Genomic DNA, 14,701 nt, shown 5'->3' with positions numbered 1-14,701 from the left:
CAAAACGCCAATCGTCGCCCTTGCGGCGCGCGCCTGTCAACCGGGCTTTGGTCGGGTTCAGTGCCGCACGCGGCTGATGTGGGTAATTGCACGAATGTTGCGGATTCGACGCATTACCCGAGCCAGGTGCCGCCGACCATTCACGTGCACCACCAGGCTGACAACGCCAAACCGGGCATTCTGCTCTTCCACATTAATGCGCTCGATGTTTCCGTCAGCCATGGCTACGGCATTGGCCATCTCGGCAATCACACCACGCTGGCGCTCCAGCTCTACCCGCAGCTCAACGGAAAACTCATCGGTAATGTCCTTGGCCCACTTCAGATGGGTCAGGCGGGCCCGGCCCTCGTCATCCTCCGGCAAGCGGGAGCATGTATCAGAATGAATCACCATGCCTTTGCCGGAATCCATCACCCCAACCACCGGGTCTCCCGGAATCGGCTTACAACAGCTGGCGAACCGGACCAGCAAACCTTCGGTGCCACGGATGGTCACGGGGCTGTGATTTCCACCCTCGATATCGCGAGGCCCCTCAGCTGCCTCAGTTTCTTCGGAGCCGCTTACAAGCTGACGGGCAACCAGGTAGGCCATACGATTGCCCAGGCCGATGTCACTGATCAGATCATCAAAACTGTTCACCTGATTATGATTCACGACCGCCTGCTTCTGGGCGTCGCTGATCTCTGACAGTTTCGCGCCAAAGCCTTTGAGGGACTTCTTGAGCAATGTGCGGCCCAGCTCCAGCGATTCCGCCCGCTTCTGGCTCTTGAGCACATGACGGATACTGCTGCGCGCCTTGCCGGTCACCACAAAACTCAGCCACGCCGGGTTAGGCCGGGCGCCGGGTGCGGTAATGATCTCGACGGTCTGGCCACTCTGCAGAGGCTGACTCAGTGAACCCAGGTTGCGGTTGATGCGACACGCGACGGTAGCGTTACCAATATCGGTATGGATGGCATAGGCGAAGTCCACCGGCGTTGCCCCGCTGGGCAACTCCATGATGCGGCCTTTGGGCGTGAACACGTAGATTTCATCCGGGAACAGATCCACTTTCACGTGTTCGATGAACTCCATGGAGTCATCGGCCCGCTCCCGCATTTCCATCAGCCCCTTCACCCAGCGGTCCACCCGCGCCTGATTCACGCTGGTCACACTGCTGGGCTCGTTCTTGTACATCCAGTGAGCCGCGATACCGTTATTGGCGATGTGCTCCATCTCCTCCGTACGGATCTGGATCTCGATGTTCACATGCATACCGAACAGAGTGGTATGGAGCGACTGATAGCCATTGGCCTTGGGCATGGCAATGTAGTCCTTGAACCGGCCAGGCAGCGGCTTGTACAGGCTGTGAACGGCGCCAAGGATGCGGTAGCAGTCATCTTCGGTGTCGGTAATAATCCGGAAGGCATACACATCCATGATTTCATGGAAGGACTTCTGCTTGAACTTCATCTTGTTATAGATGCTGTTCAGGTGTTTTTCCCGGCCCAGAATCCGGCCCGGCAGGCCTCGCTCCTCCAGCTTTTCCTGCAGCTTCCCGCGGATATCCTCGATAATTTCCCGATGACTGCCCCGGAGTTTGTCCACGGCCTTGGAAATGTACTTGGAGCGCATGGGGTACAGGGAGGTAAAGCCCAGGTCCTCAAGCTCGGTGCAGATGGAGTGCATGCCCAGGCGGTTCGCGATGGGGGCATAGATGTCGAGTGTTTCGGTGGCGATGCGTTGGCGCTTTTCGTAAGGCATCGGGCCGAGCGTGCGCATGTTGTGCAACCGGTCCGCCAGCTTCACCAGAATGACCCGGATGTCCCGCGCCATGGCCAGGGTCATTTTCTGGAAGTTTTCGGCTTGGGCTTCCGCCCTGGAGCGGAACTCGATCTGGGTCAGTTTGCTGACACCATCCACCAGTTCCGCAACGTCCTCGCCAAACTGTTCCGCCAGAGCGTCCTTGGGAATACCGGTGTCTTCAATTACATCATGGAGCATGGCCGCCATCAGACTCTGATGATCCAGCCGCAGGTCGGCGAGAATATGGGCAACAGCCAGGGGATGGGTAATGTAGCGGTCGCCGCTCTTGCGCATCTGGCCTTCATGGGCCTGCTCGGCATAATAGTAGGCCCGTCGCACCTGGTTGATGCGATTGGTATCAAGATAGGAGCTGAGCTCTAGAGCCAGTCCTTCAACCGTAGCCTCTGCCGACACCGCGCCTCCACAATTCCATGAAATTCAGGGACAAAAAAACCCGAATGCTCGCATCCGGGTCCTTCCATAGTCCTTCCAGCAACGTTCTATAGTTACACTATAAAACCGCGGGGACAGATTTCAATGCTTCTCACTTGCGGACAGATACTTATATACCTGGCCGCAGGTGCCTTACTCGTCGTCGTCTTCCTTGAGCAGATCACGAGTAACCTTGCCTTCGGCAATTTCGCGCAGAGCAATTACCGTAGGCTTATCATTCTCTTCAGCCACCATCGGCTCGGCACCCTTGGTAGCGAGCTGACGGGCACGCTTGGTTGCCAGCATTACCAGCTGGAAGCGGTTATCAACGTTTTCCAGACAATCTTCAACGGTAACTCGTGCCATAACTTCCCCGACTCATAAAATGACTGTTTTCAGCAGACCGCACAGTTTACTGTGACCGGTTCAATTTGTATACAGGAAAACCCCGTATCAGCGCGGGCCCGACAACCCCGCCAGGAGCGCCCGGTGCCTGGGCTGCTGAACCTCCATGCGCAGGCGTTGGGCGCGAACAATGGCCAGCAGATCAGCGAGCGCAGCGGCGAAGTCATCGTTGACCACCAGGTAATCGAACTCCACCGCGTGACGGCACTCCTCCTCAGCCTCTGCCAAACGACGCTCCACCACTTCCGGCGCATCGGTGCCACGCCCGACCAGTCGCTGGCGCAACACTTCAGGCGAAGGAGGAACGATGAAAATGCTGACACACTCGGGAATCAGTCGGCGCACCTGGGCGGCGCCCTGCCAGTCAATTTCCAGGATCACATCCTGGCCCTTTGACAGGGTTTCCCGAACCCAGACCTGGGAGGTACCGTAGTAGTTACCAAAGACGTCGGCGTGCTCAAGAAAATCGCCCCGGGCGATCATCGCCTCAAACTCGACCCTGCTCACGAAATGATAATTCACCCCGTCCTGCTCACCTTCTCGCATAGTGCGCGTGGTATGGGAAACGGACACGCCGAGTTTCTCGTCATTGCGGAGCATTTCCGCCACAAGGCTGGTCTTGCCGGCACCGGATGGCGCGGAGATAACGTACAGAGTACCCTGCTCAACTGCCTGACTCATAACCCGAGAACTCCAAACCTGAACGCGACGGCCGCCTGTTTCGACCGGTAAAGCCGGGAATTATACGGACTTTGCCAAAACACCGCACCCCAGAGGCGAGCCAGCTGATACCATTTGCCTATCCATCCGCTCAATGACTGCAAAATCCCATGCGAACCACCATCGATATCAACTTGAAGCAAACCAGCAAAGCCATAGACGCCCTGAGTGAGGCGGCGCCGGGGCTCTCCCGACAGAAAATCAAGGATGCCATGGCGAAGGGTGCTTGCTGGTGGACGCACAAGGGCAAGCGCCTTCGACTGCGCCGCGCCACCAAGGAACTCAAGCCGGGCATCCGGCTGCAGCTTTACTACGATGAAAAGGTGTTGGCGAGAAAACCGGAGGATCCGGTTCTACTGGACGATCTGGAGCGCTACACAGTGTGGTTCAAGCCTCACGGCCTGCTGGCCCAGGGCTCACAGTGGGGTGACCATTGCAGCCTGCTTCGCCTGGCGGAACTTCAGCTCCAGCGCCCCTGCCACCTGATCCACCGACTTGATGCCGATGCCGCCGGGCTGATGCTGATTGCCCATGACCCGAAAGCCGCAGGCGCCCTTTCCCAGCGCTTTTCAGGCAGAACCATGACCAAGCGTTACAAAGCGCGAGTGTGTGGCGTGATGGAGACGCAAGACCAGGTGGTTGATGCGCCCGTTGAGGGAAAACCGGCGGTCAGTCATGTTTCGACACTGGCGACCAATGAGGCTGAGCAGACTTCCCTGCTCCAGGTCAGTATCGAGACCGGTCGGAAGCACCAGATCCGCCGCCATCTGGCTGGCCTCGGGCACCCGATAATCGGTGATCGCCTGTATGGTCGGGCCGCAGGCGTTCCCTTGCAGCTCCTGGCCTTCTATCTCGAATTCGACTGTCCCCTCAACAAACGCAAGATGGTGTTCGAACTGCCCGCAGAGCTGGACACCCTGGGACAGAACCAGAGCTGACCACTAAAACAGAAGCCCGGGCTATTCCAGGTTCTGCACCTGCTCCCTCATCTGCTCGATGAGCACCTTGAGATCCACCGCGATGCGTGTGACGCCGGCATCGATACTCTTGCTGCTCAGGGTATTGGCCTCCCGGTTCAGCTCCTGCATCAGGAAGTCGAGCCGCCGGCCTATAGCGTCGTCGCTTTTGAGGGTATCCGTCACCTCGCCAATATGCGCGTCTAACCGATCCAATTCTTCGGCAACATCGCTCTTCTGGGCCAGCATGACCATCTCCTGGGCCACCCGCTCGGCATCCAGCTCCACTTTGGCTTTTTCAAACCGCTCCCGAAGCGTTTTTTCCTGGGCATCCAGCAATTCCGGCATGCGTTTACGCACATCGGCGACAAGACTGCCCATGGTATTGAGGCGATCCTCGAACAGAGGCCGCAGGCGCTCCCCCTCACGCTCGCGCACCGAGGCCAGGTCGGACACGGTCTGTTCGAAGAGTCCTATAGCAGCCTCTTTTGCAGGGCTGTAATCCTGCTCCGGCACAGACAATACGCCCGGCCATCTGAGGATATCCAGGGCATTGATGTGGGCCGGATTATCCAGCATCCGGTTGATGTGGTTGGCCGCCTCATTCACCGCCTGGGCCATGTCTTTGCTGATCTCGAAGCTCTGGGACGCCTTCTCTGCAGACTGCAGGCGCATGGACACATCCACCTTGCCCCGTTTCAGCTGTTTTCTCAGCTCTTCCCGAAACCGGTTTTCCAGTTCCCTGAAAGCCTCCGGCAACCGGAATGAGGGCTCCAGATATCGATGGTTGACGGTCCGGATTTCACAGGTCAGCGTACCCCAGTCTCCCTGGACATCCTTGCGGGCAAATGCGGTCATACTTCGGATCATGTTGGCTCCGCTTCGATAGATAATGATAAACCCAGTCTAACAGGCTCTTAACAGCGTCGGCGAACCGGACAAAAGCCCAACACCAACGTGTTATACTGACCGGCCTTTTCGACAAACGTTCGACCGGGACACGCGCCCGGACATTCAATAATGATTTCAGGAAATACTATGCGTCCAAGCGGCAGAACGCCCGAGCAACCTAGAGATGTTCGAATCACCCGCAACTACACCCGTCATGCCGAAGGCTCGGTGCTGGTGGAATTCGGGGATACCAAAGTCATCTGCACCGCCTCCGTCGAAAACAAGGTTCCCCCATTTCTCAGGGGCGAAGGCAAGGGCTGGATCACCGCCGAATACGGCATGCTGCCCCGCTCCACGGGCAGCCGAATGGGTCGGGAGGCTGCCCGCGGCAAACAGGGTGGTCGCACCGTCGAAATCCAGCGCCTGATTGGTCGCTCCCTGCGTGCTGCGGTGGATCTGACCGCCCTTGGCGAACACTCCATTACCATCGATTGCGACGTCATCCAGGCCGATGGCGGCACCCGCACCGCGGCGATCACCGGCGGCTGCGTGGCGCTGGTGGACGCCCTGAACCACCTGGTCGCCGAGAAGCGCCTGAAGAAATCGCCCCTCAAGCAGATGGTCGCCGCTCTGTCGGTAGGTGTTTACAAGGGTACGCCGGTGGTGGATCTGGACTACCCGGAAGATTCCGAAGCCGAGACCGATATGAATGTGATCATGACTGACCAGGGCGGATTCATTGAAATCCAGGGAACGGCGGAAGGAGCTCCGTTCGACCAGTCAGAGCTGGACAGCATGCTGACTCTGGCCAAACAGGGTATCGAGCAGTTGTTTGAGATTCAGAAGGCGGCGCTGGCTGATTAAGGTTGTCGCCCGCGTGTCCGGAGGGGGAGACCTTTCCGGGACACGCTACAAGCACATCCATGTGCGCTCGGCTCCGGCCCTCCCTGGCCGGAGACGGTCCCGAAAAGGTCTCCCCCTCCGAACCCGCTACTATCAAGGTAAGATCTCGCCTCAGAAGCCGATTTCTATGTCGTAATCCATGATCACCGGGGCGTGATCGGAGAAGCGTGTTGAATCGTCGATCCAGCCGTCCTCGATGGTCTTGCGGATGCCAGGTGTCAGTAGCTGGTAATCCACACGAATGCCGGCATTCCTGCGGGAACCCTCGGCCTGCTCGGGCCACCAGGTGAATTGGTTGCTCTGTTTGTTGATCTCACGGAAACCGTCGACGCAGCCCATTTCGTCAAACAGGCGATCCAACCATGCACGCTCGTGGGGCAGGAAGCCGGAGAAGTCCAGCTTGTGGTATAGCGGGCTGGCATCGGTTACGTGATGGGCGGTCTGGAGGTTGGCGCAGAAAATGAACTGCCGACGCTTGCGCAGTGTTTTCTGCATGTGTAGGCCGAAGGACTCCATGAACTCGTCCTTGTGATCCAGCACCGTGAGGTCGTCCTCGCCGATCAGCTCGTCTTCGCGGCCAAGGGCGCAGGGCGCGAGCACGCAGGCGACAGACACCTTGTCAAAATCGGCCTGAATGAACCGGCCTTCGCGATCCGCCTGTTCATTGGCGAACCCGTACATGATGGCTTTCGGGAAATGGCGGGTGTAAATACCGACACCGCCATCCTCGTTTTTTTCGCCATCAATGAAATAGGCTTCGTACCCTTCCGGAATCAGGTTGTAGTCTTCAATCTCGTAGGCCCGCATGCGGTGATCCTGGACACAGACCACGTCAGCGTCCTGCTCTGCCAGCCAGTCGAAAAAGCCTTTTTCAACAGCCTGGGCGAGGCCATTGACGCTGATTGATACTACCCGCATACGTGTTCCCTGATTCGGTTTGTGTGTATGATACCGTTTTTACGCGCTAATTAAAGAACAACACCCGCCAGAAGCCTTGTCATGCACGACTATCAGCAAACATTTATCGAATTTGCCATCCGCCGGAATGTACTACGCTTTGGTGAGTTCACGCTCAAGTCGGGCCGAACCAGCCCCTACTTCTTTAACGCCGGTCTGTTCAACACCGGGGACGACCTGCTTCAGTTAAGCAAGGCTTATGCCGCCGCGATAGCACGCAGCGGCCTGGATTATGACATTATTTTCGGCCCTGCCTATAAGGGCATTCCGTTGGCCACCGTTACCGCCATGGCCTTGGCTACAGACGGTAACAGCAAACCCTTTGCGTTTAACCGCAAGGAAAAGAAAGATCATGGTGAGGGCGGCAACATTGTTGGCGCACCGTTACAGGGCAAGGTACTGATTGTTGATGATGTAATCACTGCCGGAACAGCGATCCGGGAATCCATCGACATCATCCGGGCTGCCGGGGCCGAACCGGCAGGCGTGCTTATTGCCCTCGATCGTCAGGAAAAAGGTAATGGCGAACTGTCCGCCATCCAGGAAGTGGAAAAGGAATTCGGCATCCCGGTGGTGAGCATCATTCGTCTTGAGCAAGTGCTGGACTACCTCAAAGCCAACCCGGAGTTCGCCGGGCATGCCGAAAAGGTGGCCAGTTATCGGGATCGTTACGGAGTCTGATTGATGGCCAATCGTCTGACCGCAATATCTGTCAAAGCTACGGCATTGGCGCTTGCCCTGGGTTTCTCTGCCCAGGTCGCGGCCAATATGTACCGTTACACGGATGAAAACGGCCAGATCGTCATCAGCAGCACCATTCCCCAGGAAGCCACCAAACGTGGCTATGACATTTTGAGCAACAATGGCCGCGTCATTGAGACCATTCCGCCAGCGCCAACCGAGGAAGAGATTGCCGCCCGGGAAGCGGAAAAGCAGCGCCAGAAGGAACTCGCGGAGCAACGCGAGAAGGACCGCGCGCTACTGAAGCGCTTCAGCCATCCGGATCAGGCGGTAAAAGCCATGCATCGGAAAATCCGGGAGCTTGAGGGCCTGATACAGCTCAAGCGAGGCAACATTTCGGTGATATCCAGCCAGCTGGATAGCGAACAGAGCCGTGCCGCCAACATGGAGCGGGCCGGTCGCGAGATTCCCGACGCCACGCTGGAAAAAATCCGGCGCCTGGAATCCCAGATACGGGATATTGAGCGGGAAATCACCTCACAAACCCAGGAAATCGAAGAGCTGCGCAAGGCCTTCGAGGCCGACATAGAGCGCCTGGAAGAGGTCACTGGCGAGGCGCGGACCGTACCACTCGATCACACCGAAACCGAAGACTGATTTTTTCTGGAACGCACCTGCATACAAAAAGGCCGCCGGGTAAAACCGGCGGCCTTTTTCATTTCACTCACCTGTCAGTGAGACGCTATCCGCAGCTCAGGCGGAAGCGGTGCTCTTCTTGGCAGTAGAAGTGGTCTTGCGCGCAGTGGTCTTGCGGGCAGCCGGCTTCTTCGGCTCAACTGACTTCTTGGCATCCTTGGCAGCGTCAGATACGTCGTCAGCGGCTTCTGCCACGGCATCCGCGCCTTCTGCGGCTTCTTTCTCCAGCTTGGCGACCAGATCACCAGCGAAGCTGCCGAAACGGCTGTTCAGGTTGCGAAGTTGCTCGAACAAGCTGTCGCTGTAGCCGTTGTAGCGCTTGCGCAGGGTCTTGACGCTGTATTCACGCGCTTCGGACTCCAGCTTTTCTGCGTAGTCGAACGGCTTGGCAGCCAGTTTTTTCTGCTGCTCTTCAGCGGCATTGATGCCTTTGTCGACGATTTCCTGAAGCTGTTCCTGATAGGACTTGAGTTTACCCATGATGAATCTCCTTGGTTTCCTGAAGGTTTCAAGACCCTGTCGAAACCAGTGCAACGAGGGCCTTTCTTTAATCTCACAATCAAAGTTACGCCCTAAAATTAGAATGTTCATACTAAAAGCAGGAGGTGCACGGATAAGGGGTTTTACGGATTATTCACTTGATCCTGAAAACCGGACTGGCATAATGCCGGGCTGTTAAAGAAGCCCGTCTCCCCGTTTTATTCTGGCTCCATACGCTTTTCCCAAAATCAGGCCGATTTCCGGCACGTATGTGAGTAACGATGATCACCTGTAGACCAAGACATCTGCCATTGGCCCGAATTCTTCTGCCCTTGTTGGCCACGCTTTTCCTTCTTGCTGGCTGCAGAGGAGATTCCCAAGGATCCGGATACTCGGCGACCGAGGGGAGAGAGCTAAGGTGGACGGCTCCGCTGACGCGCGAAGATGGCTCCTCATTGAAACCCGGAGAAATCGCCGAATTCAGAATTTACTACCGCCTGAGGCATCAGGAAAACCTCAAGGTAATCCGCATCGAAAGCCCCGCTACAACGAGCCTCTCTCTGGCGCAGATGGCTCCGGGCGCTTACGAGTTTGCAATTACCACCGTAGATATCGAGGGACTGGAGAGCCGACGTTCATCGCCGGTTACCATCGACCTGATCTGATTGCGGTTTACCAGCGGAAAATCACCCAGCTGGGCACCAGCATGTCGGACTCGGTTTCCCGGATCCAGCCGCCACCGTCTGCCGGCACCAGGTAATACTCCGGGCCGGCCTCCGGCACGACCTTGATTTCCATGAGTTGGCCATTAACCCGGTATTCGTAGAACACTTCCTTTTCACCCGGCCGGATAACAATCTCCGGGCCCTCGCTCGCCGGCTGGTAATCCGAGATCACCACCGGCTCCTCGGGGGTTGCCACCGGCGTCTCATCCAGGGCGCCTTGCTCCTGCGCCAGGGCAGCCAGAGGCAGGCAGGCGAGCAACAAAGCCGGGCAGGCGATTCGTTTCATTTTCGTGATACCCTTTCGTCCATCGATTTCAGTACAGAGTTGCACAAGCCAACCCACGCTTCAATCAGATTCCGGACCTGTTTTGACATGACCAGCAAAAACACCCCACCCGTGGTTCTTGTGGACGGATCGTCCTATCTTTTTCGCGCTTATCATGCACTTCCGCCACTGACCACAAGCAAGAACCATCCGACCGGTGCCATCAAGGGCGTTATCAGCATGATCCGACGCCTGGAGCAGGATTTCCCCGGCTCAAAAATGGTGGTGGTCTTCGACGCCAAGGGCAAGACCTTCCGGCACGACCTGTATGAAGAGTACAAAGCTAACCGGCCGCCCATGCCTGAGGATCTCGCCTGCCAGATCGAGCCCATTCACGAGATCGTCAAGGCCATGGGACTGCCGCTGCTGACAGTGACTGGCGTTGAGGCCGACGATGTGATCGGCACCCTTGCCAACGAAGCGACCAGCAAGGGCATTGATGTGGTGGTGTCTACCGGCGACAAGGATATGGCGCAACTGGTCAGCGATCACGTCACCCTGATCAATACCATGACCGAGACGCGGATGGATCGGGACGGCGTGGTGGAAAAATTCGGCGTGACCCCGGAGCAGATCGTCGATTACCTCGCCCTGGTCGGAGACAAGGTCGACAACATCCCCGGAGTAAACAAGTGTGGCCCGAAAACCGCGGTAAAATGGCTGCAAAGCTACGAAAACCTGGACAACGTTATTGAGCACGCTGACGAGATCAAGGGCAAGATCGGCGAATACCTGCGCGAGGCCACAGAAACACTGCCCCTGAGTCGCGAACTGGCCACCATCCGCACGGACGTGGAACTGGATTTTGGCCTGGAAGACCTGAAGCTTCGGGAGCAGGATGACGAGCAGCTGCTCGAATTGTTCAAGGAATATGAGTTCCGCACCTGGATTGCCGAACTGGAGCAGGAAGAGACTTCATCCTCCAGCAACCCCCAATCCAGAGAAGACAAACCCGAACAAGAGGCCGGTAAAAAAGACTACAGCGTCATCACCGACCAGAAGGAGCTGGATCAATGGCTGGAGCGCCTGAAATCGGCCGACCTGTTTGCCTTCGACACGGAAACCACCAGCCTTCGCTATATCGACGCTGAAATAGTGGGTGTCTCCTTCGCGATCAACCCGGGCGAAGCCGCTTACGTTCCCCTGGGCCACGACTACATGGGCGCCCCCGAACAGCTGGATCGCAACCAGGTTCTCGAGCAGCTCAAGCCGCTGCTGGAGGATCCTCAACTGGCCAAGGTCGGGCAGAACCTGAAATACGATAAGAACGTACTGGCTAACCACGGCATCACCCTGGAGGGCATTGCCGAGGACACTATGCTGGAATCCTACGTTCTGAACTCTGTCGCTACCCGCCACGACATGGACAGCCTCGCCATGCACTACCTCGGCGAGAAGACCATCAGCTTCGAATCCATCGCTGGCAAAGGCGCCAAACAGCTCACGTTCAACCAGATCGAGCTGGAAAAAGCCGCTCCCTACGCCGCCGAGGATGCAGACATAACCCTGCGCCTGCACCAGACCCTGAGGCCACAGCTGAAAGCCACCGGGAAACTGGCTTCGGTGTATGAAGAAATCGATCTGCCACTGGTCCCGGTGCTCTCGCGCATGGAGCAGAGAGGCACCCTGATCAGCGCCAGTACGCTGCGCCAGCACAGCCAGGAACTGGCCGAGCGCATGGCGGAACTGGAAAAAGAGGCTCACGATGTTGCCGGTGAAAACTTTAACCTGGGCTCCACCAAACAGTTGCAGGCAATCTTCTACGACAAGATGGGACTCCCGGTCATCAAGAAAACCCCCAAGGGCGCACCATCAACGGCGGAACCGGTGCTGCAGGAACTGGCCCACGAGCATGAGTTGCCGCGCCTGATTCTTGAGCACCGCAGCCTTAGCAAGCTGAAGTCCACCTACACCGACACCCTGCCGGAGTTGATTCACCACCGCACCGGCCGTGTTCACACCTCCTACCATCAGGCTGTCACCGCCACCGGCCGATTGTCGTCTTCCGAGCCCAACCTCCAGAACATACCCATTCGCAGCGAGCAGGGACGCCGTATACGGCAGGCCTTTATCGCGCCTGAGGGTTACAAACTGGTGGCGGCCGACTATTCCCAGATCGAGCTGCGGATCATGGCCCACCTGTCAGGCGACAAGGGGCTGTTGAAGGCCTTTGAAAAGGGCGAAGACATCCACAGGGCAACTGCATCGGAAGTCTTCGGCGTCAGCCTCGAGGAAGTGTCCTCAGACCAGCGGCGCAGTGCGAAGGCCATCAACTTCGGCCTGATCTATGGCATGTCGGCCTTTGGGCTGTCCCGGCAACTGGACGTTGAGCGCAAGGTCGCCCAGCAGTACATCGACCGCTATTTCGAGCGCTACCCCGGCGTCCTGAAATACATGGACAACATCCGCAAGCAGGCTCATGACGACGGTTTCGTCGAGACGCTCTTTGGCCGGCGCCTGTACCTGCCTGAAATCAACGCCCGCAACAAACAGCTGCAGCAGGCAGCCGAGCGAACGGCGATCAACGCGCCCATGCAGGGCACAGCCGCGGACATCATCAAACGGGCCATGGTGGATGTGGAGAACTGGCTACTCAAGGATCACGCTGATGAGGCCCGCATGACCATGCAGGTTCACGACGAATTGATTCTGGAAGTGAAGGAGTCGGCCCTCGACAAGATCCGTTCGGGACTCGAGAAGCGCATGTCGGCAGCAGCCGAACTGGACGTACCCCTGCTGGTGGAAGCCGGCGCCGGTGACAACTGGGATGAAGCACATTGATTCGACCCAGAACAGGGCATGGAAGCCAAAAACGCACCGAAATCAACCGCAGTACCAACCCCCGAACCTGCCTGTGAGTCTCCGGACTCCAGGGCAGGCCGTGGACACGCCTTCTCTCCGGAATCGATACCGTCACGGCACGAAATTCGCAACGCAATTAGAGTCGGCGCCCTGCCCCACCACATTATCCGGGCAGCGCCATGTTGTGACATCCATCTCCGAGGCTCAAACCATGACTTCTCTGGCATCTGAACGTAGCTGGCTGCTGGACCCCAGCGTGCTGAAACTGGTTCACCAGTGCCGCCGCCTGATTCACACGGAATTCGGCGTGAAACTGCACCTCACGGAAGAGCACCTGGAACAACAACTGGCCGATTACGCGCGAAAAACCCGCTCAAGCCAGTTGACCCGTACCTGGGAAACTCTCAAGGAACAGGTTCCACAGCTGAACATCGAACCCGAGGAGGAAGATGATGGCTTCAAACGTAACTATCGGGGTCAGGTGATAGCGGATGCCCCATCGGCATCGGCGGACGACCAGGAGGAAGGGAAGCTGGACCCGCCACGGAAGAAGAAGGTGATTTACCGGGGACAGGTTATTGGCTGACCAGCCCTTGGGCTGGCCAACCAGATTCACGAGAGATCAGAAGGACTTGCTTACCTCGAACGCAGCACTCCAGGCGCTCAGATCGTACTCGGCAGCATAACGGCTCGGGTCTTGAACACCAGCCACCAGTTCCGCGATCTCACTCGGATTTTCATGCTGATAGTTCCTATCATTGACTTGCGGATCGTCCGTGAACAACAGCGTTCCAAGCGCCACGTCAACCGTCCAGCCGCTTTGGGCATCAGCCCACTGGGCACCGAGAGTGAGCCAATGACGATCACTGGAGGGAATTCGGGCAGTGACATACTGATCCACAGGCGATTCATCCCAGGCATACCCGGCTTTGAGCGCCCACTCGGGCGAAGCCTGCCAGATAGCGCCGGCATTCACCTGCCAGCTGTTTTTCCACTGCTCGGTCACGTGAGAAATCACGGCGCCCTCTTGCGGTGCACCGCTGATGGCACCGCCAGCCTCGGTGCTGACGATATCAAGCTCCTCGAACCGGCTCCAGCGGGCGTAGGTTGCACCGGCCAGGAGAGTAACGTCGTCTGTAAGGCTGTGACGCACTCCGAGAGTCGCGCTTTCAGGAATCGCCAACGGCACCTTGATATTTTCTGAGGCGGACATTGTCGGTCCCATCGGATTAGCCGGATTGGCTATGCCAGAGATTTCCAGGTCACCCTCCAGCTCAAGTTCCGTGCCCGTCTGAAGCGTAAGGCCAATTTGAGTGGCCCTGGTCAGCTCATAAAGGAATCCAACACGGAACGTCATGCCAACGTCGTCACCCTCTGCATCCGCATAGGGCTCTTCAAGTGCAAGCGCTGGGGCACCTACCTGGGCACTGATGTCCTGGTAGCGACTCAGGCGACCTTCGGCATAGAGGATGTTTAAACCAACCCCCATGGAAAGTCCCCGGCCATTGTTCAGAGAAATCGAGGGCGTAAACGCAATCGCCGTAAGCTCTGTTTTGTCTGCGAAAAAGCGGCCGGCAAAATCGTTTTCATAATCCGCCGCGAGGCCGTAGGGCGCATGGACTCCAAAACCGACATCAATCGACTTGTTGATCTCATGGCTGAGATAAAAGTTGGGCAATACAGCCGGGTCAGCGATGTCTCCGCCGTTACTGGCAGGACTTACGGGTACCGCAGGGTTGTTGCGTGACGTCCGGATGCTACTTTCCTTGGCCTCGGCATCAATATCCAGAACCGCCGCACCAAAAGAAATATTGGTGCCGGACAGTTGGCTCATCCCGGCGGGATTGAACAAAACCGTGGTCGCATTCTCGGGGTTGGCAGCGGCACCGGCATTGGCGGTGCCCATGGCGCTGGCGCTCTGTTCATTGAGGGAAAAACCGCCT

Annotated in this window: 15 protein-coding genes; 7 read left to right on the top strand and 8 right to left on the bottom strand. The window is 57.5% G+C overall.

From position 1 onward, the window contains the following. Positions 1 to 57: 57 nt before the first annotated feature. The 3 genes from GJU83_RS18070 to gmk form a co-directional block, all read right to left on the bottom strand. Positions 58 to 2,199 (bottom strand): RelA/SpoT family protein, encoded by a 2,142-nt coding sequence (locus GJU83_RS18070; protein WP_069184783.1) that lies wholly within the window; start codon positions 2,197 to 2,199, stop codon positions 58 to 60. A gap of 171 nt (positions 2,200 to 2,370) precedes the next feature. Continuing rightward, the gene (rpoZ, locus tag GJU83_RS18065; RefSeq protein WP_069184782.1) at positions 2,371 to 2,583 is read right to left on the bottom strand and encodes a DNA-directed RNA polymerase subunit omega; all 213 of its coding nucleotides are present in this window, start codon (positions 2,581 to 2,583) and stop codon (positions 2,371 to 2,373) included. An 87-nt stretch (positions 2,584 to 2,670) separates the two neighbouring features. Then, positions 2,671 to 3,303 (bottom strand): guanylate kinase, encoded by a 633-nt coding sequence (gmk, locus tag GJU83_RS18060; protein ID WP_069184781.1) that lies wholly within the window; start codon positions 3,301 to 3,303, stop codon positions 2,671 to 2,673. Positions 3,304 to 3,452: 149 nt separating this feature from the next. Here gmk and GJU83_RS18055 point away from each other — a divergent pair, with 149 nt between their 5' ends. Continuing rightward, positions 3,453 to 4,280, top strand: a complete 828-nt coding sequence (locus tag GJU83_RS18055; RefSeq protein ID WP_069184780.1) for an RluA family pseudouridine synthase — start codon at positions 3,453 to 3,455, stop codon at positions 4,278 to 4,280. A gap of 21 nt (positions 4,281 to 4,301) precedes the next feature. On the opposite strand, the gene GJU83_RS18050 is transcribed toward GJU83_RS18055, so the two are convergent. Then, entirely contained in the window at positions 4,302 to 5,168 is an 867-nt protein-coding gene (locus GJU83_RS18050; RefSeq protein WP_069184779.1) for a YicC/YloC family endoribonuclease, read from the bottom strand. A 168-nt stretch (positions 5,169 to 5,336) separates the two neighbouring features. Between GJU83_RS18050 and rph the strand changes: the two genes are divergently transcribed. Next, positions 5,337 to 6,053 (top strand): ribonuclease PH, encoded by a 717-nt coding sequence (gene rph / locus GJU83_RS18045; RefSeq protein ID WP_069184778.1) that lies wholly within the window; start codon positions 5,337 to 5,339, stop codon positions 6,051 to 6,053. A gap of 150 nt (positions 6,054 to 6,203) precedes the next feature. Here the strand turns inward: rph and GJU83_RS18040 are convergent, their stop codons facing one another. Continuing rightward, positions 6,204 to 7,010 (bottom strand): exodeoxyribonuclease III, encoded by an 807-nt coding sequence (locus tag GJU83_RS18040; RefSeq protein ID WP_069184777.1) that lies wholly within the window; start codon positions 7,008 to 7,010, stop codon positions 6,204 to 6,206. An 81-nt stretch (positions 7,011 to 7,091) separates the two neighbouring features. Between GJU83_RS18040 and pyrE the strand changes: the two genes are divergently transcribed. Together pyrE and GJU83_RS18030 are read left to right on the top strand one after the other, a co-directional pair. Next, the gene (pyrE, locus tag GJU83_RS18035; RefSeq protein ID WP_069184776.1) at positions 7,092 to 7,730 is read left to right on the top strand and encodes an orotate phosphoribosyltransferase; all 639 of its coding nucleotides are present in this window, start codon (positions 7,092 to 7,094) and stop codon (positions 7,728 to 7,730) included. A gap of 3 nt (positions 7,731 to 7,733) precedes the next feature. Then, positions 7,734 to 8,387 (top strand): DUF4124 domain-containing protein, encoded by a 654-nt coding sequence (locus GJU83_RS18030; RefSeq protein ID WP_069184775.1) that lies wholly within the window; start codon positions 7,734 to 7,736, stop codon positions 8,385 to 8,387. A 96-nt stretch (positions 8,388 to 8,483) separates the two neighbouring features. On the opposite strand, the gene GJU83_RS18025 is transcribed toward GJU83_RS18030, so the two are convergent. Next, on the bottom strand, positions 8,484 to 8,906 hold the full coding sequence (locus GJU83_RS18025; RefSeq protein ID WP_069184774.1) for a hypothetical protein: 423 nt from the start codon (positions 8,904 to 8,906) through the stop codon (positions 8,484 to 8,486). A 455-nt stretch (positions 8,907 to 9,361) separates the two neighbouring features. Here GJU83_RS18025 and GJU83_RS19095 point away from each other — a divergent pair, with 455 nt between their 5' ends. Continuing rightward, entirely contained in the window at positions 9,362 to 9,571 is a 210-nt protein-coding gene (locus tag GJU83_RS19095) for a fibronectin type III domain-containing protein (RefSeq protein ID WP_227514595.1), read from the top strand. Positions 9,572 to 9,578: 7 nt separating this feature from the next. On the opposite strand, the gene GJU83_RS18015 is transcribed toward GJU83_RS19095, so the two are convergent. Next, a complete protein-coding gene (locus tag GJU83_RS18015) occupies positions 9,579 to 9,917 on the bottom strand; it encodes a DUF2782 domain-containing protein (protein WP_069184772.1) in 339 nt (112 codons plus the stop codon). 87 nt (positions 9,918 to 10,004) lie between these two features. Between GJU83_RS18015 and polA the strand changes: the two genes are divergently transcribed. Together polA and GJU83_RS18005 are read left to right on the top strand one after the other, a co-directional pair. After that, a complete protein-coding gene (gene polA, locus GJU83_RS18010) occupies positions 10,005 to 12,737 on the top strand; it encodes a DNA polymerase I (RefSeq protein ID WP_069184771.1) in 2,733 nt (910 codons plus the stop codon). A 232-nt stretch (positions 12,738 to 12,969) separates the two neighbouring features. Continuing rightward, positions 12,970 to 13,344 carry a hypothetical protein gene (locus GJU83_RS18005; RefSeq protein WP_069184770.1) on the top strand — a complete coding sequence of 125 codons (375 nt, stop codon included), beginning with the start codon at positions 12,970 to 12,972 and terminating at the stop codon, positions 13,342 to 13,344. 36 nt (positions 13,345 to 13,380) lie between these two features. Here the strand turns inward: GJU83_RS18005 and GJU83_RS18000 are convergent, their stop codons facing one another. Next, the gene (locus GJU83_RS18000) at positions 13,381 to 14,664 is read right to left on the bottom strand and encodes an OmpP1/FadL family transporter (protein WP_069184832.1); all 1,284 of its coding nucleotides are present in this window, start codon (positions 14,662 to 14,664) and stop codon (positions 13,381 to 13,383) included. Positions 14,665 to 14,701: the final 37 nt, after the last annotated feature.

Origin of the sequence: Marinobacter salsuginis, from assembly GCF_009617755.1 — a bacterium.
Taxonomy (GTDB): Bacteria; Pseudomonadota; Gammaproteobacteria; order Pseudomonadales; family Oleiphilaceae; genus Marinobacter; species Marinobacter salsuginis.
Note: the sequence above shows the minus strand (reverse complement) of the source record. Positions and strands in the feature narration are given on the sequence as shown.